The organism is Micromonospora sp. NPDC003944, from assembly GCF_053605225.1.
Genome location: NZ_JBSGIV010000038.1, coordinates 25,992 through 46,370, shown reverse-complemented (window position 1 = coordinate 46,370; position 20,379 = coordinate 25,992). Strand labels below are relative to the sequence as shown.

At 69.5% G+C, this 20,379-nt stretch carries 18 protein-coding genes and 1 pseudogene; 7 read left to right on the top strand and 12 right to left on the bottom strand.

Translation table 11 applies throughout. The annotated features are described in order from the left end of the window. Positions 1 to 10: 10 nt before the first annotated feature. Complete coding sequence (locus ACWER9_RS19725; protein ID WP_452303196.1) at positions 11 to 1,237, bottom strand: MFS transporter; 1,227 nt, start codon at positions 1,235 to 1,237, stop codon at positions 11 to 13. Between the two features lie 41 nt (positions 1,238 to 1,278). On the opposite strand from ACWER9_RS19725, the gene ACWER9_RS19720 reads away from it, so the two are divergent. Beyond that, on the top strand, positions 1,279 to 2,388 hold the full coding sequence (locus ACWER9_RS19720) for an ROK family protein (protein ID WP_452303195.1): 1,110 nt from the start codon (positions 1,279 to 1,281) through the stop codon (positions 2,386 to 2,388). Between the two features lie 68 nt (positions 2,389 to 2,456). On the opposite strand, the gene ACWER9_RS19715 is transcribed toward ACWER9_RS19720, so the two are convergent. Both ACWER9_RS19715 and ACWER9_RS19710 read right to left on the bottom strand, forming a co-directional pair. Beyond that, positions 2,457 to 2,840: a MerR family transcriptional regulator gene (locus ACWER9_RS19715; RefSeq protein ID WP_452303194.1), complete on the bottom strand. Its 384-nt coding sequence runs from the start codon at positions 2,838 to 2,840 to the stop codon at positions 2,457 to 2,459. 100 nt (positions 2,841 to 2,940) lie between these two features. Further along, positions 2,941 to 4,191, bottom strand: coding sequence for an Ig-like domain-containing protein (locus ACWER9_RS19710; RefSeq protein ID WP_452303193.1), 1,251 nt, complete (start codon positions 4,189 to 4,191; stop codon positions 2,941 to 2,943). A gap of 202 nt (positions 4,192 to 4,393) precedes the next feature. Between ACWER9_RS19710 and ACWER9_RS19705 the strand changes: the two genes are divergently transcribed. Together ACWER9_RS19705 and ACWER9_RS19700 are read left to right on the top strand one after the other, a co-directional pair. Next, on the top strand, positions 4,394 to 4,933 hold the full coding sequence (locus ACWER9_RS19705; protein ID WP_452303192.1) for a hypothetical protein: 540 nt from the start codon (positions 4,394 to 4,396) through the stop codon (positions 4,931 to 4,933). A gap of 282 nt (positions 4,934 to 5,215) precedes the next feature. Then, positions 5,216 to 6,295 carry a DUF1996 domain-containing protein gene (locus ACWER9_RS19700; protein WP_452303191.1) on the top strand — a complete coding sequence of 360 codons (1,080 nt, stop codon included), beginning with the start codon at positions 5,216 to 5,218 and terminating at the stop codon, positions 6,293 to 6,295. Positions 6,296 to 6,384: 89 nt separating this feature from the next. On the opposite strand, the gene ACWER9_RS19695 is transcribed toward ACWER9_RS19700, so the two are convergent. The 4 genes from ACWER9_RS19695 to ACWER9_RS19680 form a co-directional block, all read right to left on the bottom strand. Continuing rightward, on the bottom strand, positions 6,385 to 7,014 hold the full coding sequence (locus tag ACWER9_RS19695; protein WP_452303190.1) for a hypothetical protein: 630 nt from the start codon (positions 7,012 to 7,014) through the stop codon (positions 6,385 to 6,387). A 124-nt stretch (positions 7,015 to 7,138) separates the two neighbouring features. Next, entirely contained in the window at positions 7,139 to 8,104 is a 966-nt protein-coding gene (locus ACWER9_RS19690) for a helix-turn-helix domain-containing protein (protein ID WP_452303189.1), read from the bottom strand. Continuing rightward, positions 8,095 to 8,292 (bottom strand): helix-turn-helix domain-containing protein, encoded by a 198-nt coding sequence (locus ACWER9_RS19685; RefSeq protein WP_452303188.1) that lies wholly within the window; start codon positions 8,290 to 8,292, stop codon positions 8,095 to 8,097. Before ACWER9_RS19685 ends, ACWER9_RS19690 begins: the two co-directional genes overlap by 10 nt. Before the next feature lie 22 nt (positions 8,293 to 8,314). Beyond that, a complete protein-coding gene (locus ACWER9_RS19680; protein WP_452303187.1) occupies positions 8,315 to 8,476 on the bottom strand; it encodes a hypothetical protein in 162 nt (53 codons plus the stop codon). A 111-nt stretch (positions 8,477 to 8,587) separates the two neighbouring features. Between ACWER9_RS19680 and ACWER9_RS19675 the strand changes: the two genes are divergently transcribed. Together ACWER9_RS19675 and ACWER9_RS19670 are read left to right on the top strand one after the other, a co-directional pair. Beyond that, positions 8,588 to 9,667, top strand: a complete 1,080-nt coding sequence (locus tag ACWER9_RS19675; protein ID WP_452303186.1) for a helix-turn-helix domain-containing protein — start codon at positions 8,588 to 8,590, stop codon at positions 9,665 to 9,667. A 17-nt stretch (positions 9,668 to 9,684) separates the two neighbouring features. Continuing rightward, a complete protein-coding gene (locus ACWER9_RS19670) occupies positions 9,685 to 9,828 on the top strand; it encodes a CGNR zinc finger domain-containing protein (protein WP_452303214.1) in 144 nt (47 codons plus the stop codon). A gap of 227 nt (positions 9,829 to 10,055) precedes the next feature. Here the strand turns inward: ACWER9_RS19670 and ACWER9_RS19665 are convergent, their stop codons facing one another. From ACWER9_RS19665 to ACWER9_RS19645, 5 genes and pseudogenes are all read right to left on the bottom strand, one after another. Continuing rightward, a complete protein-coding gene (locus tag ACWER9_RS19665; protein WP_452303185.1) occupies positions 10,056 to 10,820 on the bottom strand; it encodes a hypothetical protein in 765 nt (254 codons plus the stop codon). 64 nt (positions 10,821 to 10,884) lie between these two features. Further along, positions 10,885 to 11,862: a hypothetical protein gene (locus tag ACWER9_RS19660; RefSeq protein WP_452303184.1), complete on the bottom strand. Its 978-nt coding sequence runs from the start codon at positions 11,860 to 11,862 to the stop codon at positions 10,885 to 10,887. Between the two features lie 239 nt (positions 11,863 to 12,101). Then, a pseudogene (locus ACWER9_RS19655) lies at positions 12,102 to 13,424 on the bottom strand (cupredoxin domain-containing protein); the annotation flags it as partial. Positions 13,425 to 13,432: 8 nt separating this feature from the next. After that, positions 13,433 to 17,371 (bottom strand): ThuA domain-containing protein, encoded by a 3,939-nt coding sequence (locus ACWER9_RS19650; RefSeq protein ID WP_452303183.1) that lies wholly within the window; start codon positions 17,369 to 17,371, stop codon positions 13,433 to 13,435. A 23-nt stretch (positions 17,372 to 17,394) separates the two neighbouring features. Next, complete coding sequence (locus ACWER9_RS19645; protein ID WP_452303182.1) at positions 17,395 to 18,399, bottom strand: multicopper oxidase domain-containing protein; 1,005 nt, start codon at positions 18,397 to 18,399, stop codon at positions 17,395 to 17,397. 530 nt (positions 18,400 to 18,929) lie between these two features. On the opposite strand from ACWER9_RS19645, the gene ACWER9_RS19640 reads away from it, so the two are divergent. Both ACWER9_RS19640 and ACWER9_RS19635 read left to right on the top strand, forming a co-directional pair. Beyond that, positions 18,930 to 19,778 carry an alpha/beta fold hydrolase gene (locus ACWER9_RS19640; protein WP_452303181.1) on the top strand — a complete coding sequence of 283 codons (849 nt, stop codon included), beginning with the start codon at positions 18,930 to 18,932 and terminating at the stop codon, positions 19,776 to 19,778. A gap of 47 nt (positions 19,779 to 19,825) precedes the next feature. Beyond that, on the top strand, positions 19,826 to 20,359 hold the full coding sequence (locus ACWER9_RS19635) for a VOC family protein (RefSeq protein ID WP_452303180.1): 534 nt from the start codon (positions 19,826 to 19,828) through the stop codon (positions 20,357 to 20,359). The last annotated feature ends 20 nt before the right edge of the window (positions 20,360 to 20,379 follow it).

Below are 20,379 nucleotides of genomic sequence, written 5' to 3'. Positions count from 1 at the left end.
GCCCGGCCCGTCAGGTCGCGACGGTGACGGGGGCCCGCTCGCGCGATCGGCGTCCGACGGCGAAGCTGACCAACCCCAGGATCAACCCGACGACCGCCAGCACGACGCCCACCCGGGCCGGCGCGAGGTAGCCGAGTCCGGCGGCGATGGCGACGCTGCCCAGGGCAGCGCCCAGGCTGTTCGCGATGTTCATGGCCGACTGGTTGAGCGCCGCGCCCATCAGCTGCGCACCCGGGGCGACGGTGATCAGCCGCGCCTGCAGGACCGGACCGAGGTAGAGGCTTGTCGCACCGACCAGGAAGGCGCCCACGAACAGGCCGACACGTGTCGACGCCACCAGGCTGAACACGGCGATACTCACGATCATCGCCACGAAGCCGACGACCATGCTGCGCTGCAGGTCGCGGTCCGCCAGCCAGCCGCCCAGGGCGTTGCCGACGGTCATCCCGAGGCCCACCGCGACCAACGCCCACGGCACCGTCGCGGCGGCCAGGCCGGTGACGTCGGTGGTGACCGGCGCGATGTAGGTGTTCACCGCGAAGAACCCGGCGAAACCGATCGCGCCGGTCGCCGCGACCAGCCAGACCTGCGAGGTCCGCAGCGCCCGCAACTCGGCGGCCGGCGAGCCGTCGACCGCCGCGGCGACCTCCGGCACGACCGCCAGCACCGCCAGCAGGGTGAGCAGGAAGAAGCCGGCGATGACCAGGTACGCGACACGCCAGTCGGCCGCCTGCCCGAGCCGGGTGACGAGCGGTACGCCGACCAGATTGCTCACGGTCAGGCCGCCGAGCACGGTGGCGAAGCCACGCGCCTCGTTGCCCGGGCCCATCAGGGTCGCCGCGAGCAGACCTGCCGCACCGAAGTACGCGCCGTGCGGCAGCGCCGCCACGAACCGGGCCACCAGCACCAGGTCGAAGGTGGGGGCGACCGCGGACGCGACAGTGCCGACGGCGAAGAGCACGAGCAGCCCGAGAACGAGCTTCTTGCGGGGCAGGCGCGCGCTCAACGCGGCGATCAACGGCGCGCCGACGACCACGCCGAGGGCGTATGCGGTGATCATCCAGCCCGCGCGGGCGACCGCGTCCGACGACGACTGCGCGTACTCGTGCGGGAGCAGGTTACGGGCGATGTCGGGCAGCAGGCCCATAGCCACGAACTCGGTCAGGCCGACCGCGACGCCACCAAGTGCCAGAGCGGCCAGCGCCGCCAGCCGTCGACCTCTACTCAACTCGATCACCGAAAAAATTTAGCAACAGCGTTGCGTAATAGGGTGGTGAGATGACTCGCGTCACTGCCGACGTCACCTTCCTGCGCGGCTACAACCAGGCCCTGGTGATGGCGGTGGGGCGTACCGCTCGCACATTCGAACGCGCGACAGTGGTCGAGGCGACCGGCCTGACACCGCAGGCGGTCTCCAAGGTCATCGCCCGGCTCACCGCCGACGGTCTGATCCGCCCCGCTGGCGTCCGACGTCCAGGCATCGGCAAGCCCGCTGTCGTCTACGAACTCGTCCCGGACAGCCGCTTCGCGATCGGCGCCCACGTGGCCCGGCGTACGCTGCGGCTGGTCCTGGTCGACCTGGCCGGCACCGTGCACCACTCCGCCGTCAGTCCGCTGCCCCGCGACTTCACCCCGGAGCAGCTCCTCGACGCTCTGAGGGTCGGCATCGACACGATGGCCGGCACCGGTGACCTGCGGGGTCGGCTCACCGGGCTGGGTATCGGCATGATCGGCCCCCTCGACCACGCCAACGGCCTGGTCCGGGACGCCCACGGCCTGCGGCACTGGCACGACGTACCGCTGCGCGAGATCGCCGAGAAGCACCTCGGCCTCCCCGTCCACCTGGACAAGGACGTCACCGCGGGGATCACGGCGGAAGCCTGGCGGCACGGCGCGACCTTCGGCGACGCCGCTCTGATCATGGTCGAGTCCGGCATCGGCGGCGGCTTCTGGCTGGGCGGCGCGGCCCACCGGGGGGCGCACACCAACGCGGGCGAGTTCGGCCACACGGTGGTGGACCTGACCGGGCCCCGCTGCGTCTGCGGCCGTCACGGATGCCTGGAGATCGTGCACCAGCACGCCTTCAAGGCCGGGGACGTCGCCCACGCCGCCCGGGTGCTGGCCGTGGGCGTCGTCAACCTGCTCCAGACCCTGGACCTCGCCCACGTGGTTCTGGCGGGCGCGGACCTCCTCCGGCACCCGCAGACCTACCTCGCGGCGGTCACCGAGGCCGTCCACGCGGACGCGCGACGCGCGCACTGGCTGACCACGAACGTTGCCCTGTCCAGTCTCGGCGCGGACGTGATCGCCGCGGGCGCCGCCATGCAGGTCCTCGACAAGCACTACGGCATCCCCGAGCTGGCCCATTCCGCGATCGGTGGCGGCTGAGCAGCTCGACACGCCGAGCGCCGTCCTGCTGAACAGCCACCGATCGGCACGCGGTCAGACGCCGCGTCCTACGCCACGAGTGCGTCAGTGTCCGTCCGGGTGCAACCGCTGGCCGGGCTCTCACTGAGCGTGATGACCGCGTCGAGCCGCTCGCGTGCCTGCCGAAGTTGGCTGATCTGCCGATCGATGCGGTCGCGCTCGGTGCGCAGCAAGGCCCGCGACTGCGGTGTGTTGACCTTCGCGTCGACGCAGGGCAGCAGGTCCAGGATGGTCTTGCTGGACAGGCCGGCGGCGTACAGCATCTGGATCAGACGCACCCGTTCGACCGCGTCGGCGCGGTAGTGGCGCTGGCCGCCACTGCTTCGGGCGGCGGTCAGGAGGCCCTGCTCCTCGTAGTAGCGCAGGGCTCGCACCGATACCCCTGCCGTCGTGGCGAGTTCCCCGATCCGCATGGACCCTCCCCGGGCCGGTGACGCCGGCCACACAGCCCTGTCCCTCACATGAACGTCAGGTTCGAGCGTAGCTCGGCGGCCTGCCGGGACGCCCGGCCGTTCAGCCGACGGGCGCGGACGGGCCCGGCGTCGGCACGCCACCGGCGACCGCGCGGGCGGGCGCCGGCGACGCCGGGGCTTGTCGAAGATCCTCGGGTACGGGCAGCGCGCTGCCCTTGACGAACTGGGCCCAACTGGTGTTCCAGGCGGTCCAGCCGTTGCCCGCCTGGAGCCGGACCTCGGTGCCGGTGACGGTGACCAGATCGCCGACCTGGGTGACGCCCATCAGCCAGTCGGCATTGGCCGCCGAGATGTTCGTGCAGCCGTGCGAGACGTTACGGTGCCCCTGGTCCGACACCGACCAGGGTGCGCCGTGGATGAACTCGCCGCCCCAGGTGAGCCGCTGCGCGTCCTCGACGTTCACCACGTAGCCGCCGTTCGGCTCGCCGCGCGTGTCGAACGTGGTATACCGGTGCTTCTCCATGATCACCATCTTGCCGCTGGACGTGGGGGTGCTGCGCTTGCCGAGGCTGACCGGGATCTTCCGGATCAGTTTGCCGTCACGCAGCACGCGCATCTGCTTGGTGGCGTTGTCGACCTCGAGCGCCACCTGCCGTCCGATCCGGGACGTCGCGGTGCGGTCGGCGTCACCGACGAGGTTCTTCCCGATCGGCAGGCCCTCCAGGCCGGCCCGGACACTGATGGTCGTGCCCGGCCGCCAGAAGTCGGGGGCCCGGTAGAAGACCTGGCTGCCGTCGTCCACCCAGGACCAGGCACCAGGCTGGGGTGGACTGGTCGTGACGAACAACCGACGCTGCACGTCGGCGCGGGCCGCCCTGGCGATGGGCGGGTCGAAGCCGATGGTCACCGGCATGGCAGTGCCGTACGTCCGCTTGTCGGCGACGTAGAGCGTGCTCGTCACCTGCGGCTTCGTCGAGGCCGCCACGGTCGTGAAGGTGGTGGTGCGGGTGGTCGTCCTCCCGGAGTCGCCGGTGGCGGTCACCGCCGCCGTGTAGGTGCGCTGCGGCCGCAACGGCGCGGTCGGCACCCAGGATGAGCCGTCCTCCCGTGGCTCCGCCCTGACCAGCGCGCCCGTGTCGTCGACGATGCGGACGGCGGTGATCGTTCCGCCGGTGACGAGCGGCGCCACCTCGGCGCTGAGCGGCACGTTCCGGGACAGGTCGGCGGGTGTGAGGGTCAACTCCGGCGACGGCACCACCTGCTCGGCGGGGCGCGCGGTGACCTTCCGCTCGGTGGTGCATCCACCGAGGACCAACGGTGTCGCCGCGACGGCCACCGTCACGAGCGTCATTCGCCTTCGTAACCCCATCGACCGACCCCCCGACTTCCGTGACCTCCGTGGCGGCAATTCTCTCCGCGTACACGTCGCCCTGCGTCGTTTCCGCGAAATCACGCCGCGAAGGGGGACCTTCACGATGGCACGTATCGGCTGCGCCTCCCTTTCGTGATCCTCGGGGCATCGAAGCGTGATGCCGACGTGGAATGCTGCCGACATGCACAGAAGACGACGTCCGTGGATTCTGCTACCGCTCCCCCTTCTCCTCCTCCTGACCGCCTGTAGCCCACCGGACGAGCCGCTCGTCGCTCTCGCCGTCCAGGACGGCCAACCGGTCGGCGTGCTGGTCACCTGCGACGACGACTTCGTGCGGCTTGGCGTGTTCGAAGACGACCACCCCGACGATCCGGGCCCTCGCCCCCTGGTCAAGTGGGGCGTGCACGGCGCGCCCGCGAGCAAGGTCGTCGAGGTCGCCCTGCTGGGCCAGCCGCCGCAGGGCTGGGAGGTCGCCGACGCCGTCGACATCCCGGCAAGCGAGGCCGGCATCGACGTGGACGTCGAGCCGCTCACCGAGCTTCGGCCCGGGGTCACCTACAGCCTCGGCGGGTCGAGTCGCCACGACGCCATCTCGGTGGACTTCACCCTCGCGGATCTGCCCCGTATCGGCCCCGACCAGGTGCTGGCGCCGCGCGGACATGACTCGACAACTGTGGTGTCCCGGGAGACCTTCCTGCGCAAGGCACGCAAGAGCTGCTAACCGACCGGGGCCGAGCACCCCACACGGCAGAGTGACGCCACAGTCGTCGATTACGGTTTTTCGGAGAGAATCAGAGAATTGAGATTGAGTCGACATCGTGGCGGCTCCACAAAAGGGTTACCGGCAGTCCCGGAGCGATATTTAAGGGAGATTTAATCGTTTCAGTTGGAAACGAGCAGGGGGTCCACTCGTACTCTTCGTTCTCGGAAGAAAGGTGCGCCCCCGTTGATAAATCTCCGATCCACCCCTCGACACCGTCGTTCCGTCACCGCCCTGCTACTGGTGAGCGTGGCGCTCGCCGGCGGCTGCAAGGAGGCACCGGCGACACCGGGCGCCTCCGGCCCGTCCAGCGACACCGGCATCGGCACGTCCGGCCCCGACGCTCCGACGGCCACGACCCCGGGCGACCCGTCCGCCACGCCGAGCGCCCCGGGCACGTCGGCCACCCCGTCCGCGCCGGGTAAGCCGTCCACTCCGGCGACCAGCGCCGCACCGCCCACCGCCTCCGGCGGCTGGATCACCATCGACGCCGCCGCGCAGGCCGCCGCGACGAAGGCGTTCTTCGCGCGCAAGCCCAAGCCGGTGACCGGAAACCCGGTCAAGGTGCCCGAGTTCAACGTCGGCTGTACGACCAGCCACCACAACAGCGACGACCCGATCGTGCTGCCCAAGCTGGTGGGCGGGTCGCACAACCACACGTTCTGGGGCAACAGGTCGACCGACGCCAACTCGACCGCCGAGTCGCTGCGGGCATCGAAGGCCACCACCTGCAACTCGCCGGACGACCAGTCCGCCTACTGGGTGCCGACGATGTACCAGAACGGCAAGGTGGTGGACCCGAAGGAGGTGACCGTCTACTACGGTTCCCGCCTGAAGGACCCGAGCAAGACCCAACCCTTCCCGTTCGGCCTGCGGATGATCACCGGCAACGCCAAGAACCAGGTCGACACCCCGGACAAGCAGGGCAACCACTTCTGGTGCGCCGGCATCGGTGGAGAGATCGGCCGCAGCGCCGACAAGACGTTCCCGGTCTGCGCCAAGACCGCGCACATCGTCCGGCAGATCACCTTCCCGGACTGCTGGGACGGCAAGCACCTGGACAGCCCTGACCACAAGGCGCACATGGCCAACGGGGACCACACCGGGGCGTGCCCGAAGAGCCACCCGGTGCCCGTTCCGTCGGTGTCCTTCGTGATCTCCTACCCGTTGAGCGCGAACACGGACGGCATCACCCTCGCGTCCGGCACGTCGTTCTCCATGCACGCGGACTTCTTCAACGCGTGGAAGGACGAGGCGCTCGCCGCGCGGGTGCGCAACTGCCTCGACCAGGGCGTGAAGTGCAACTCGGCGGGCAACTTCTGAGCTGACCCGGCCCGCGAGGTCTCCGGTGCGCGGTTCGGCCTCCAGGCCGAGCCGGAAGCCGGAGACCTCGCGCCAGCCGACGTGCCTACCTACTTACGCAGCAGCTTGAGGAAGTCGGCTGCCGCCGGAAGCGGCCGATCCTGGGCGAACTCCCCGATGTAGACGACGGCCTCCTCGTCCTGACCGTAGGAGTAGCCGTCCAGGGCTGGACCGACCACGAGGATGGTGCCGCCCCGCCGCCAAGCGGCGTACCGCCAGGAGTACCGGCCGATGGCCAGGTGCCTGCCCTCGGTGCGGACGTCACACTCCGGTGGGCCGAGCCGTTCGGCGAACCGGTCGATCGCCGCGTCGAGGTACGCCTCGAACTCCGCGCGCCCGGCGCCCCGCTCACTCGTCCAGCCGGGCTGCGAACCCCAGAAGTCGTCCGGCCACAGCTCTCCGCCCACCACATAGTAGTGGACAAAGGGCAGGTAGAGGCCGTAGTCGGTGTAGACGGCGTGGCCGGCTGGAGTAACGAGGCGCGCCTCGTCGGTGGGCACCCCCTCGGTGGACCAGCCGAGGCTCCGCATCGCCTGGCTGGTGACGGCGGGATCGTGCCAGGGCAGGTCGGCCAACCCGATGAGTTGATCGGCCAACTCCGCGTCGATCGGGCAGTTGGCGACGCAGTCCTCGATGTCCGTCTCGACCTCGCCATGGTCTGGCTGGTGATCGTCCGACATGGCCGGGGATTCTTCCGACGCCGGCACCGCCACGCAAGCGCGGGTCGAACGGTGGCGGCGCGAGGCCGACCAGAGCGTCGGTCAGCCCGGGCTAGGCTCCGGCGGTTCCGGACGGCATCCGCGCTCAGACCAGGCCGAGGCCAATGGCGAGGTCGGTGATCGTCGTAGGGGCGTCTGCCCGTCGGCAAACCTCGGCGACGACGCGCCGCGCCGCCGGCCGGTGCCGCATCTCCGATGGTGCGAAGTTGTTGACCAGCAGCAGGCTCCGAGCCGCCGTGATCACGTCGCCGACCTGAAGGTACGCGCGAGCGACGTCGACGAGATGGGCAGCACGATGTTCGAGCGGCAACCATCGCCACCCCTCTCGTTCGACGACCTCCTCATGCTGCGTGACCGCGCGCTTCCCGTCGCCCAGCTCGATCGCCGCGGTAATTCGGGCCAGATCAACGGCAACCGGCCCGAAGGCGGTGTGATGGTGATCGTGTCCATCGCCCACCCGCATCGCCATCTCCATCGCCTCGTTCAGCAACGCACCAGCGTCGCGGTCGTTGCCCGCTCTGGCCGCTGTCAGGGCAGCCTGTACGAGCAGCGATCCGCACAGAGACAGCTCCTGTGCTGTGCCGTCCTTCGGATCGGCTGGAGCAATCCCGCACGCGGCGGCCAGCATTACCGACTTCACCCGGGATGACGCGCGCAGCACCTGGCCGAGCTGCACCGCCGCACAGGCCAGGAGCACCGGATCACCGATGGCGGCGGACATTGCCCGATCGGCAGCCAGCCAGGCGAGGCTTGCCTCGTCCAACTTGACCAGCAACGCCGCCGTCACCCGATACGCCTCCACCACGACCGTACGGTCCGCCCCTGATTCCTGTGCTTGCAGCCGTTGAACATCTGTCAACAACGCTGGAAGCTGCTCGATCAGCTGCGGATACCGTGCGTGCTGGTAGGTGGTCCACGCGTGCCCGACCGCCCGGCCCAACTGATCAGGTGACACATCCCGCCGAGCAGGCGGGCGGCTGCTCGCGATTCCGTACGTGGACAGGGCCGCCCGGATCCTGGAGACGCCGTCCGCGCGCTCGATCAACTCCACCGATCGAACGTCCCGTCCGAGCAGTGTCGCGGCGTCGACCGAAGGACCGCGGCGACCTCCCGGATCGTCGAAAGCCGCTCCAGGGACCGCACCCCGCGCTCGACCTTGTCCACCCAGCTCTTGGATTTTCCCAGTCGATCCGCAAACGACTGCTGCGACAGCTTGCGCCGTGCTCGCAGGTACGCCACGCGCCGACCGATTGGCACGGAATCACCGGTCACGACGCCACCGCCGATCCGGCACCGCCCGCGTCGTTTCCGCAACAGGAATGCGCTCGGACTCGGCCTGCTCCAGAATCCGCCTCCTGGCTGCTTCCTGCTCCGCAGCCTGCACCCGCTCGCCGGTCCTGTCGCCTGCGGTGTTGTCACTCATCCCTGCCTCCGCAGTGCTTCCGCTCCCGCATCATGTGGGATCTACTCTGGTGACCGTGCGGCTACGCTCGGAAGCACCTCGATGCTTTCAGGACCTTTCAGAGGGGATCCGATGGATGACCTCGGTGCGGAATTGAGGCAGGCTCGGCTTGAGGTCGGCGTGACCCTGGCCTCCATCGCGGCCCGTACCTGCTACTCGGCCTCGCACCTCAGCAATGTCGAAGCAGGACGCCGGACCGCGACGCCGGACGTTGTGCTCGCGTATGCGCGAGCGTTGGGAGAAGCCGACGTGAGACGTAGAGACCTTCTCACCGCAGCCACCATCGGCCCGATCGCTGCCAACGACTTGATCCGTAACGGCTTCACCGCCGCCCTCACCGGACACCGCGACGACGCCGATGGTTGGCGTGACCGCGTCGACCAGTACGGCCGCGACTACATGGAGATCGGCGCGGACTCTCTTCAAATCAGGCTCGCCAACGACCTCGTCGTCATGCAACAGCAGCTCGACAGCCCGATCATGTGGGCCACCGCGGCCCGCGCCCTGACCACCTACGGAAAGACGACGAAGGATCCCACCGAGGCCATCGGCTGGTATGACACTGCCCGGGTCGCCGCCGACCGCTCCAACGACCTCGCTGTCCGCGTCTGGGTACGCGGCCGAGCCGCCATCGCCCTGGCCTACGAAGGTGCCGCACTCCCCGTCGCGCAGCGCTACGCGGACGAAGCGATTGGCCTGTCCGACCGACCGTCACTCGGCCAACTCCAAGCGCTGATGGCCCGCGCCCACATCGCCGCCGGACGAGGCGACACCGCCACAGCCATCGCCGCAGATGAAGACGCCCAACGTGTCTTCGAGCGCACCGCATCGGCCGACGGCGAGATCTCCGACGCCGCCGTGCCCGCCTGGCGCATGGCGACCTTCCGATCCATGCTCTACGCCCGTTTAGGGCTCATTCAACGCGGAGAGCAGGCCCAAGGCGACGCAGACCGCCTCCGGCCCGCTGCGCTGACCCGCTTCGCCACCCATATCGAACTCCATCGCGCCCTCATGATGGCCAAAGCCGGCGACGGACCCGGCGGACTGGCACACGCCCGACGCGCATGGGCTGCACTACCGACCAACCGCCGATCGCAAACCCTCGGCCTTGTCCTCCGCGAAGTCGAGAGAGCCGCGAGGCAGCGACGCTGAACCAGTGAGTACACGGGATTGCGGCGGGTGACGGCGAGGGCTGCGGCTGGCTGTTCCTGGACAGCACCCGCAACCACAGCCGACGCTGGTGCGATCCGCTCGACTGCGGCAACCGCGCCCGGGTACGCGCCTACGTGCAGCGCCATCGGCGTGCCGGTTGAGCCCTCGCGGCCGCCCGCCCGGACTCCGGGGGGGGGACGCATGCCCGGCAGTGCCTCTGAGGCTGATGTCGTCAACGAATCGGGCGAGAGCCGCAAGGTGGTCGCCGGTCGTGTGGCGCTGAGGGTGTCGATGCGGAGCCGCCGACGCCAGGTCGAACCGATGTCGCAGACGATTCAGCTCCACAGCGTCCCCACACCACCTCGGCCAGCGTGGCTGCGGCCGGCCTCTACCGCGGTGGCGAGACGTACAGCCCGGTCCTGCACCCTGTCTCGCCGGGTTGCAGCCAGGTGGGGTCGTACCCGGGTGACTCGACTGCTCCGGAGAGGGTCCGGATCAGGAGGAGACATTCCCGCTCGGCGGGGACGCCCACCGCGGCGACGAGTACGCCCTTGTGGGTGGCCGTGTCGACGGTGATGTGCCTGGCGGGAAACGCCGCCCGCACCGCGCCCGCGAGGGTGCCAGGTGTGGCGGTGCGCAGCGCCACGCTGAGCCGGTCGCGTGCGTCCGGGGGCAGCGCCGGGATCGGCCCTGCGCTGGGCACCGGCGGAGTGGCCACCGACGGGCAGTCCATCTCCTGGTACGGCGTGTGGCGCTGGAGTTCGAGCCGGTAGCGGTAGCACCGCGTGGCCTGGCCGGCGGAGTTGCCCAGGTCCCCGAAGGCGGCCCCGTCATCCTCCGCGACCGTGACCACGATCCGCACGTCGATGACGGCCTGCTCGGTGATGCCGGTGCGCCCCGACCATGCGAGTGGTTCCCGTCGGATGGTCGAGTTGGTGCCCTCCACCGTCTCCGGGACGTGGGTCGCGGCGAGCCACTCGGCGTCCCGGACCCGGTCGCGGGTGAGATCGTCATCGAGGCGTTTCGCCTCTGCCGCCGCGAGGTCCCGCGCCATCGTGTCGCCGTCGCGCTGTTCCGCGCACCCGTTGAGCAGCAGACACAGCACCAGGGGCAGCACGCTGATCCGGCGGCTGAGGACCATGGTGTCGAGCATGCCATCCGAACGGTGGCCGGTCACCCCTCGATCCGAGGTGACCGGCCACCGCCGCGTCGGTCGGTCAGAGCCGGGCTGCGCCCGCCTCGGTGGCCTCCTGCACCGCCGAGTTACGCCGAAGCTCGGCCCGCTCGTCGCCAGCCTCCTCGCGGTCCGCGCCGGCTACGCGGGCGGACCTGTTGGTGGTGGGGGCCGCCTGGTCGCCGGTCACACCGCCGCGAATCCGGTTGGTCGCGGCGACCTGGGCGGCCGGGTCGTTGGACGTCACCGTCAACGAGCCGTTGATGATGTTGTCGTCGACGGTGACGCCACCGGTGGTGCTGGTGACGCTCACGTCCGCGCCCCAGTAACCACCGGAGGCGCAGCTGTCGAGGGTGCCGTTCGGGCCGAGCTGCACGCCGCCCACGTTGCCGGCGAAGGTGGCCCGACCCTGCACCGCGCTGCCGCACACCACGCTTCCGGTGGCGCTGTTGAGCACCGACAGCGTGCCGTCGACGAACGAGTCGTGCAGGTCGGTGTAGTAGGTGCCGGTGCTGCTCAGGTTGCGCTGCACCTGGGTGCCGCCGTCGAGGCGGACCTCACCGGCGCCGACGCTGACGTTCCCGGTGACCGTGGACCCCTCGGCGAACAGGAAGCTGTCGATGGTCGTGGAGCCCTTCGGCCGCACCGTGAGGGTGCCGGTGCGGGCGTCCTTCAGGAAGATGCCGTACCCGCCGGCCGCGAGCACGACCTGGCCGTCGACAGTGGTCCCGGTCGCGTCGAGGTACCCGTCGGCGGCGACGCGGACCTCGCCGCTGACCCGACCGTTGGTCACCACCAGGTTGCCGCCGGCCGCGACGGTGACGTTGCCGGTGACGGTGGTGCCGGTCAGCGCGCAGGACTCGCCGGCGGGCACCAGCAGGTCGTTGGGCACGGTGACCGCACCGCCGGTGCCGATGCAGTGGGTGACCAGGTCGGCGTGGGCGGTGGGGGCCACGGCCAGCACCGAGGCCGCGATGACGGCGCTCACGGTGGCCAGCTTGGCGACGGTACGTCCGGGCATCGTTGTACTCCCTGTCGGTGAGGTTCGAGGGCTCATGCGCCGACGTCCGATCGGGCCGCGGCCCGGACGATGGCGCCCTGCTGCCGCCGGTCGAGCGTGCCGCCGGTCACGAGCGCGGCGGTGACCGCCTCGACGTGCCGGACGAACTCCGCGTGACCGGGGTAGTCGGCGTGTTCGGCGATCAGATCGTTGATGGTGCAGCCGTCGCCGGTGTCCACGTTCGCCACACCGGTGTCGGCACCGTCGATGACCACCGTGGCCCGGGTGTCCGACTCGGGGCAGCGGTCGGTGCCGTCGGCCACCACGGTGAACGTCGTCGACTGCTCGGCGGAGGCGTTCCCCGCCCTGTCGGTCGCCCGGTACCGCACCGTGTGCGCGCCCGGGGTGCGGACCACGACCGGAGCGGCGTACGCCGTCCAGCCTGCGGCGTCGAGCGCGTACTCGACAGTTGCCACACCCGACTCGGCGTCGGTGGCGGTCACGGTCACGGTCGCGGCCCCGACGTACCCGCCGTCGTCGTTTCGGTCACCGGCCACCGTGGCGGCGACCGTGGGTGGCGTGGTGTCCTCGGCCTGCGGCTCGACGACGGTGAAGTGGGACATCTGTTCGGCCGAGGTGTTGCCGGCGACGTCTGTCGCCCGGTAGTGCAGCATGTGCATCCCGGCCGCTGTCACCACGATCGGGTTCGCGTACGCGGTGAAGGCCGCCCCGTCCAGCGCGTACTCGATGGTGGCGACACCTGATCCGCTGTCGGTGGCGGTCAGCGTGGCGGTGGCCGTACCGATGTAGTTGCCGTCGCCGTCGCGGTCGCCGGCCAGCGCGGCGGTGACCACCGGCGGGGTGGTGTCCTCCTCCCCCGCCTCGACGATCCGGAACGACACCGAGCCGACGGCGCTGGTGTTGCCGGCGACGTCGGTGGCGCGGAACTGCACCGCGTGGTCACCGATGGCGGTCACCCGCACCGGCTCGGTGTACGGCGTGAAGCTGGTGTCGTCGACCTGGTACTCGACGGACTGCACACCGGAGTCGGCGTCGGTGGCCGTCACTGTCACCGTGGCCGCACCGACGTAGTTGCCGTCCGGGTCCTGGTCACCGGCGACGGTGGCGGCCACCGTCGGCGGTGTGGTGTCGCCACCTCCGCCTCCCTCGGTGACGACCAGTTCGCCGACCATCGAGCTGTGGCCCGGGATCGAGCAGAAGTAGCGGTACCGACCCGGGGTCAGCGTGACTGTCGCCTGGTGCCGGCCGTCGTTGGCGTCGAACGGGCTGGCCAGGATGTTGAGGGTGACGTCGTGGTTGTAGCCCTCGGTGCTGGTGTCGAAGGTCAGGGTGTGCGGCATCCCGGTCGTGTTGCCGGTGGCCGCGCTGTTCTCCCAGATGATCGTGGTCGCCCCGGCCACCGCGGTGGTGGGCGCGGACTTGTAGCGGGTGATGCTGTCGTCGGCGGTCCAGGTCAGCACCTGTTCCGCGGCTCGGGGGGCGGCGGAGGCGGGCGCGACCGCCAACGGGATCACCGTGAGCAGGAGCGCCGCCAGTGCGGCCGTGAGTCGTCGTCGGGTCATCGTCTCTCCTAGAGTTCCCGTACGCGGACGTTGCGGAACTCGGCCAGGTCGTTGTCACCGTGGTTCTGTAGACCGACGAAGCCGCGCAGGAACTGCCGCAGGTCGGTCGGCGGGTCGCCGGCACGCGAGGACTGCTTGCCGGGCGTGTTGTCGAACTCGTTGATCACCACGCCGTTGCGGATCATCGTGTAGTGCTGCCCGACGACGCGGATCTCGTAGTCGTTCCACTCGTTCTTCGGTGTCACGCCGGCCTGGGCCAGCGGCACCGGGTCGAAGTTGTAGACCGAGCCGGTCTTCTGCGGCTCACCGGTGTCGCCGTCGTAGATCTGGATCTCGTGTCCGCAGTAGATGGCCATCCACGCGGTCGAGGTCCGGGCCGAGCCGACGGTGCCGCAACTGCCCGGTGGGCGCTGCTCCAGGGGGGTGCGCAGGTCCGGGAAGCGGATGAAGACGCCGGTGTTGGCCCGGCCGGTGCCCGGAGCGATGTCCTTGAACTGGAGCCGCAGCGAGAAGTCGCCGAGCTCCTTGGTGTGCCAGAGCATGCCCAGGCCACCGCTGGGCCGCAGCGAGCCGTCCGGCTGGATCGCGAACGACCCGGTCGGCGCCTGTTGCCACCCGCGCAGCGACTCGGTGGTGCCGTCGAAGAGCGGCTCGTACCCGGTGTGCCCGGTGCGGCCGATCTCCGACGCGGCGGCCAGCCTGGTCAGGGTGCCCGACTCGCGGGCGGTGAGCAGGTCGTCGTCCTGCAACGCCTGGGCCACCGTCTTGACGTGCCGGACGAAACCGTCGTGGTCGGCCCACGTGCTCTCGTCGTCGATCAGGTCGTTGGCCGTGCAGCCCTGCCCGACCGTACGACTGGGCACGCCGGTGTCGGCGTCACCCAGCCACACGTTCTGCCGGTCGTCCGGCACCGCGCAGCCGACGGTGACGCTCTTCTGCACCGTCGCCGTCTCACCGTCGGCGTACGTGACGGTCAGCTTCGCGGTGTAGGTGCCGACAGTGGCGTACGTGTGTCGGGGGTTCGCCTCGGTCGACGTGGTGCCGTCGCCGAACTCCCACCGGTGGCTGACACCACCGGAGCGGGCACCGTCGAAGGCGATGGTCAGCGGCTTGTTCTGCACGGCGACCGAGTTCGCCGCCGGCGTCGGGGTAGGCGCTCCGCCGGTGTAGGTGATCCGGATCAGCTTCTGGTTCGCGTGCAGGCTGAAGAACCCGCCACCGTAGTCGAGCAGGTAGAGCGCGCCGTCCGGGCCGAACTTCGCGTCCATCCAGCTCTGCAGCCGGGTGTCGCCGTTGCCGCCCGGGATGATGGCCCGCAGCGACTCGGCGTACACCGGTGGGGCGGCCTGCGGCACCCCGGCCGGGTCGACGGTGACCGCGACCCGGTTGGCGGCGTTCGACTGGTCGCCGATGAACCACTTGCCGTCCCAGTGCTCCGGCCAGGCAACGCCGCTTGTGGTGTCGACGAGGCTGCGGTGGTACGTCGGGCCGGACATGATGGCCTGCCCGCCACCGCGCAGGTACGGCTGGGTGTAGGTGGCGTCGGCCGCCACGTAGGTCGGCAGGCCGCTGCCGTCGGTCCGCTCCGGGAACACCGGGCCGCCGCCGTCCGGCGAGTACCAGATCATGTTGTCCCGGGCCGCGGGGATGTCCACGAGTCCGGTGTTGCGGGGTGATTCGTTCTTCAGGTTGTCGCAGTCGTACCAGCCGGTCAGCACCGTCGCGTCGGTGGTGCTGCGGTCGCGGTACGGCTGCCGGTTACCCATGCAGTACGGCCAGCCCTGGTTGCCGGCCGAGGTGATGATGGTGGCCGTCTCGTACTTCGCCGGGCCGAGGGTGGGGCTCGGCGACGAGGCGTCCGGGCCGACCCAGCCCGCGGTCAGCCACTGGTGCACCGGGTCGATCTGGAGGCGGGCGATGTTGCGGACGCCCATCACGTAGATCTCCGGCCGGGTCTTCTCGGTGCCCGGTGGGAACAGGTTGCCCTCCGGGATGGTGTACGTGCCGTCCGCCTCCGGGTGGATCCGGATGATCTTGCCGGCGAGGTCGTTGGTGTTGCCGGACGTACGGCGGGCGTCCTGGAACGAGATCCCCTGGTACTCCTGCGTCCAGTTGTTGCCGGAGTAGCCCTGCGACCCCTCGGACGAGTTGTTGTCGCCGGAGCCGACGTAGAGGTTGCCCTTGGCGTCGAAGGCCATGCCGCCGCCGGCGTGGCAGCAGCTGTGGATCTGCACGGGGAACTGCAACAGGTCCTTGCGGGTGGCCTGGTCGACGGTCTGCGCCTGTCGGTCGTAGGTGAACCGGGAGACGGTGCGCTGCCCGACCCGCTTCACCCGGTCGACCGAGTCGTGCGGCATCCAGTAGACGTAGAGCCAGCCGTTGTCGGCGAACGCCGGGTCCGGCACGATGCCGAGCAGCCCCTCCTCGTTCTTGACCAGCTCGGAGCCGCTGCCCCGGTTGCCCATCACCTCCAGGGTGGTGAGCAGCTTGACCTGCTTGGTCCGCGGGTCCCAGGAGTGGATGGTGCCGCAGCCCAGGCCGACCTTCGGGTTGTTCCAGTCGGCGATCGGGCCGCTCGGGCAGGCCGCCTTGCCGACGTAGAAGACCGTGCCGTCGGGGGCGATGGTGAGCCCGTGCGGCTCGCCGATCTGGTCGAGCTGACCGGTCTGGTTCGCGGCGGTGAGTCGCTCCACCTTGTAGTTCGCGGCGATGGTGGCCTGGCAGTCGCCGCGGACCCGACCGGTGGTCCAGTTCAGGGCCCCGGCGAGGTGGGCGCGGAACGCCTCCTCACCGTAGCTGCCCTCGGTGTGGCCCATGCCGGTGTAGAACGACCGGCCGCCGTCGTAGTCCCGGCACCAGGACACCGGGTGGAAGGCGCCGTTGGCGGCCGCACCCGGGTTGTAGTGCCGTTCCTCGACCTGAGCGAGGGTGTGCACCGTGCCGATCGGGTTCGGGTCCCAGTTCTCCCAGCGGTCCGACCGGGTGATGGTCATCGGCAGCGACGCGGTGGCCGGGTGCTTGCGGTCCAGGATGTTCACCACCGCGCGGTTGACCGCAGGCGGCTCCGGGGCGGTGGTGCTGCCGGTGAAGAGGCGCAGGTCGGCGAGCTGGACCAGCGGCTCCCCGCTGTTCGCGGTGACGTTGAGCCGGTAGCGCGTGAACTCCTGCGGCGTGGCGATGTCGAACCGGCGGGTCTGGAAGCGGTCCGGGAAGGTCTGCCCGGTACGGCGGTCCAGATCGGTCCAGCTCTGACCGTCGGTGGAGCCCTGCAGGGTCCAGTCCTTCGGGTCGCGACCGGCGGAGTCGTTCGCCGACGTGAGCGCGTACCCGGTGACCCGCTTGGCGGCGGCCAACTCGTACGCCACCCAGCCGGTCGGGGTGCGGACCAACCACTTCGTGTTGGCGTCGCCGTCGGTCAGCTTCTCCTTGGTCTCGTTGGGCGGGTTCTCGCCGCTGGCGGTCACCCGGGCCACCGGCTCGGCCACCGGGATGGCGCCGGCCGGGCGGGTGCCGATCAGCCCGGTGAACCAGGCGGAGTCGACCTGGGCGCGGGCCGCGTCGGCGATGCCGACGAAACCGCCGCCGGCCTTGACGTAGCTCTGCAGCGCCGACTCCTGGTCGCGGTTGAGCGCGGCGCCCGTCGCGGAGAGAAAGACCACGCTGCGGTACGCGGACAGCCCGGCGGCGGTGAACGCGCCCGGGTCCGTGGTGGCCGTGACATCGATGTCATGACCGGCAGCAAGCTGTTTGATGGTGTCCACCGCGCGAGAAACCGGGTCCTGCTGTTCGGCCACCGGGCCGTGGAACACCAGGACAGCGGTCTTCTGCTGCGGCGCCGCCTGCGGGGCGACGGTCGTTCGTGGTGCGGCCGCGGCCGCCGTCGTCGCCGGGATCAGTGTCGCGAGGGCCGCTACCGCGGCGAGGGTTCGTCGTACGTTTCTGGTCATGCCCGTCCCCACTCTCGGTTCGGTCAGCTTCCGTGCGTGTGGGTGTGGCCCTGGAACCGGTGGATCGCCTCCTCGGCGCCCGGCGGCATGCTGCCGTCGGCGTTGCGCACCAGGAAGATCCCGGCCATGCCGCCGTCGGAGTGCGACTGCACGTGGCAGTGGTACATCCACGCGCCGGGTCCGACACCCTCTCCGGCCAGCACCTGGAAACCGAAGGAGCTGCCGGGATTGAGGTCCTTGTTGTCGACCACCAGGCTGGGGTCGCTCGGCCCCTCCAACATCCCGGTCCGGTTGTCCGCCCAGCGGTGGGCATGCAGATGGAAGGTGTGGAACAGGTTGCCGTGGCCGATGGCGATCCACTCGACACGCTCGCCCAGGTTCGCCTCGAACATCGGCGTGGCCGGGGCCATCCGGTTGTTGATCATCATGTCGTGGAACACGGCCGTGAACTGCTTCGACGGCAGGATGTCGCCCCGCCGCCGGACGATCAGCGCACCGTACAGTCCCTTCGCGACGCCGCCGGTGCCGTGGTCGGTGCCGAGCGCGTGGTCGTGGTAGTGCCAGTAGCCGGCGCTGCCCGGCATGTACCGCCGGCCCGCGGCGGCCACCATCTCGTGCGAGCGCCAGACGTACGTCCGCGTCTCACCGGGGTTGTTGAACGAGGCGTTGAACGGGCTGCCGTCGGACTCGGTGCTGTAGTCCACCCCGTGCGGATGGATGGACAGTCGCTGGTTGGTGGTGTTGACGAGCGTGATCTCCAGCGTGTCGCCCTCGTACATCTCCAGGACCGGGCCCGGGACGGTTGCCTGACCGGGTGCCAGGCCGTACCCGAACAGGTTGCCGGGCAACTGTTCGGCGTAGATGGTGATCTTCTTGGTGACGCCGGCGGCGGCCCGGGCGGGGCTGCCTCCGAACGCGGAGCCGATCGCTGGGGCGGACGCGCCCAACGCCCCGGCGGCGAGCGCGCCGGTGGCGATGAGCGATCTACGGGACAGGTGGCGGTGAGGGCCACCAGCGTGATCGTCCATGGGTCTCCGTTCCCGACCGGGCGAAGACGCGACGAGGACAGGGTGCATCGACCGCCGAGCACGGGGGGCGGTGGCACGACTGAGGGTGAGGCTCGTCGCGGACTCTGCTCGGAAGACTCAGAACTTTCGATGGATGACAGCAACTTATGTAATCCATCGACGAAAGTACAGGTCTGATTGCAAAAAGATTACCTTGACATTGCGATGTTCGTCGATTGACATGAAGCTGACACGCACGGCCGGGCCGCGCCGCGAGGCTCGCTGACCCCGCCGGGGACATGGACCTGCCGCACCGACCGGGGGGCGGCTGGGCCAGTCATCGTCTGCCACGGCGGCAGGCCGGCGGGCAGGTACCGCCGCGGGCACTTCTCCCTGCGGCTGTCACGCACTCACGGGACCTGACCAGTTACCGGCCCGGATCCTACCTATTCGCGGTAGCTTGGCCGATATGACGGTTCTAGGCAGCGACGTCGTTGCGTCGTCTGGCCGCGAACTCTTGTCGAACGCCGACATCTGAGTGGAAAGCGATCATGATCGCAGCCTTGAAGGGGTTCACCCAGCAACTGGTGCCGGCGAATGGCATCAAGATCAACGCTGTCACGGGAGGCTCAGGCCCGCCGGTCCTTCTGCTTCACGGCTGGCCGGAGACATGGTGGGGATGGCACAGCGTGATGCCGCTGCTGGCCGAACATCTCAGCGTGGTGGCCATCGATCTGCGCGGCGCGGGCTTCTCCGACTGCCCGCTCGACGGCTACGACAAGGCGACGATGGCGCGTGACGCGCACGAGGTCATGGTTGCCCTTGGACATGAACGCTACGCCGTGTGCGGACATGACATCGGCGGAATGGTCGCCCTGCCACAGGCCGCCAGCTATCGGGAGGCTGTCACCCATCTGGCCGTCCTCGACGTTCCGCTTCCCGGCTGGACCGGATGGGAGGCGGCGACCGCAAAGCTCTGGCACTTCAGCTTCCACACGAACCGGGATCTACCCGAGCGTTTGATCCATGGCCGTGAGTATGACTATATTGCGGCCTTCATGTCTGAGCGACTCTACGATCACAGCACCTTCAATCCGGCGGACATCGAGATCTACGCGAGATCGATGGCGCTTCCTGGCCGCACCCGCGGGGGCATGGAATGGTATCGGACCCTCACCGCCGACCATGCGGCCGCTCTCGAGTACAAGAAGCAACCGCTCGCGATGCCGGTGCTGGGTCTCGGCGGGGACCAGCGCTTCGGTGCGCAGATGGTGCCGATGCTCGAAGAGTTCGCCAGCAATGTGACGGGCGGCGCGATTGCGCGGTGCAGCCACTTTGTCCCGGAGGAACGGCCGGATGACGTCGCGGCCGCTCTGATCGAGTTCCTCAAGGCCAAGTGAAGCGCAGCCATCTCGGTCGATCGATTGAACAAGGAGGGGAAGCTGTCATGACCGCACCTGTCATTCGCGGTGTCAATCATATCGGCATCACGGTGCCCGACATCGAAGCCGCAAAAACGTTCTTCGTGGAAGCTTTCGGCGCCCAGGTGATCTACCAGTCCTTCGGACCGGACGACCCACCGCGGCAGGGACCCGAATTCGAGCGGGCCGTCGGCGCCTTCCCTGGAACGATGGTGCGCGCGCAGGCAATGGTCAAGATCGGAACCGGACCCGATTTCGAGCTCTTCGAAATGCACGGCCCCGAACAGGCCCAGCCGGTCCGACCGAGCGACTTCGGCATCACGCACTTCGGTCTCTACACCGACGACATCGATGCATCGGTCGAGCGCTTCAGAAGGGCCGGTGGCACCCCACTCACGGAGCCTCGTGCTATTCCCTATACAACCGAGGAAGGTCCTGGAAACAGGGTCTGCTACTGCCGCACGCCCTGGGGCACGACGATGGAATTCATCACCACTCCGGACCGCATGCCCTATCACGACCAGACGGATCTGCGCAGGTGGCAGGACGAGGACGGATAGACCGGGCCGGCCGTCAGCCC

Bases quoted from the DNA above. Each gene is read 5' to 3' on its own strand.
- ACWER9_RS19640 (WP_452303181.1), top strand. From the start codon at position 18,930: ATGATCGCAGCCTTGAAGGGGTTCACCCAGCAACTGGTGCCGGCGAAT.
- ACWER9_RS19665 (WP_452303185.1), bottom strand. From the start codon at position 10,820: ATGCTCGACACCATGGTCCTCAGCCGCCGGATCAGCGTGCTGCCCCTG.
- ACWER9_RS19660 (WP_452303184.1), bottom strand. From the start codon at position 11,862: ATGCCCGGACGTACCGTCGCCAAGCTGGCCACCGTGAGCGCCGTCATC.
- ACWER9_RS19650 (WP_452303183.1), bottom strand. From the start codon at position 17,371: ATGACCAGAAACGTACGACGAACCCTCGCCGCGGTAGCGGCCCTCGCG.
- ACWER9_RS19715 (WP_452303194.1), bottom strand. From the start codon at position 2,840: ATGCGGATCGGGGAACTCGCCACGACGGCAGGGGTATCGGTGCGAGCC.
- ACWER9_RS19680 (WP_452303187.1), bottom strand. From the start codon at position 8,476: ATGAGTGACAACACCGCAGGCGACAGGACCGGCGAGCGGGTGCAGGCT.
- ACWER9_RS19675 (WP_452303186.1), top strand. From the start codon at position 8,588: ATGGATGACCTCGGTGCGGAATTGAGGCAGGCTCGGCTTGAGGTCGGC.
- ACWER9_RS19705 (WP_452303192.1), top strand. From the start codon at position 4,394: ATGCACAGAAGACGACGTCCGTGGATTCTGCTACCGCTCCCCCTTCTC.
- ACWER9_RS19720 (WP_452303195.1), top strand. From the start codon at position 1,279: ATGACTCGCGTCACTGCCGACGTCACCTTCCTGCGCGGCTACAACCAG.
- ACWER9_RS19645 (WP_452303182.1), bottom strand. From the start codon at position 18,399: ATGGACGATCACGCTGGTGGCCCTCACCGCCACCTGTCCCGTAGATCG.
- ACWER9_RS19710 (WP_452303193.1), bottom strand. From the start codon at position 4,191: ATGACGCTCGTGACGGTGGCCGTCGCGGCGACACCGTTGGTCCTCGGT.
- ACWER9_RS19635 (WP_452303180.1), top strand. From the start codon at position 19,826: ATGACCGCACCTGTCATTCGCGGTGTCAATCATATCGGCATCACGGTG.
- ACWER9_RS19695 (WP_452303190.1), bottom strand. From the start codon at position 7,014: ATGTCGGACGATCACCAGCCAGACCATGGCGAGGTCGAGACGGACATC.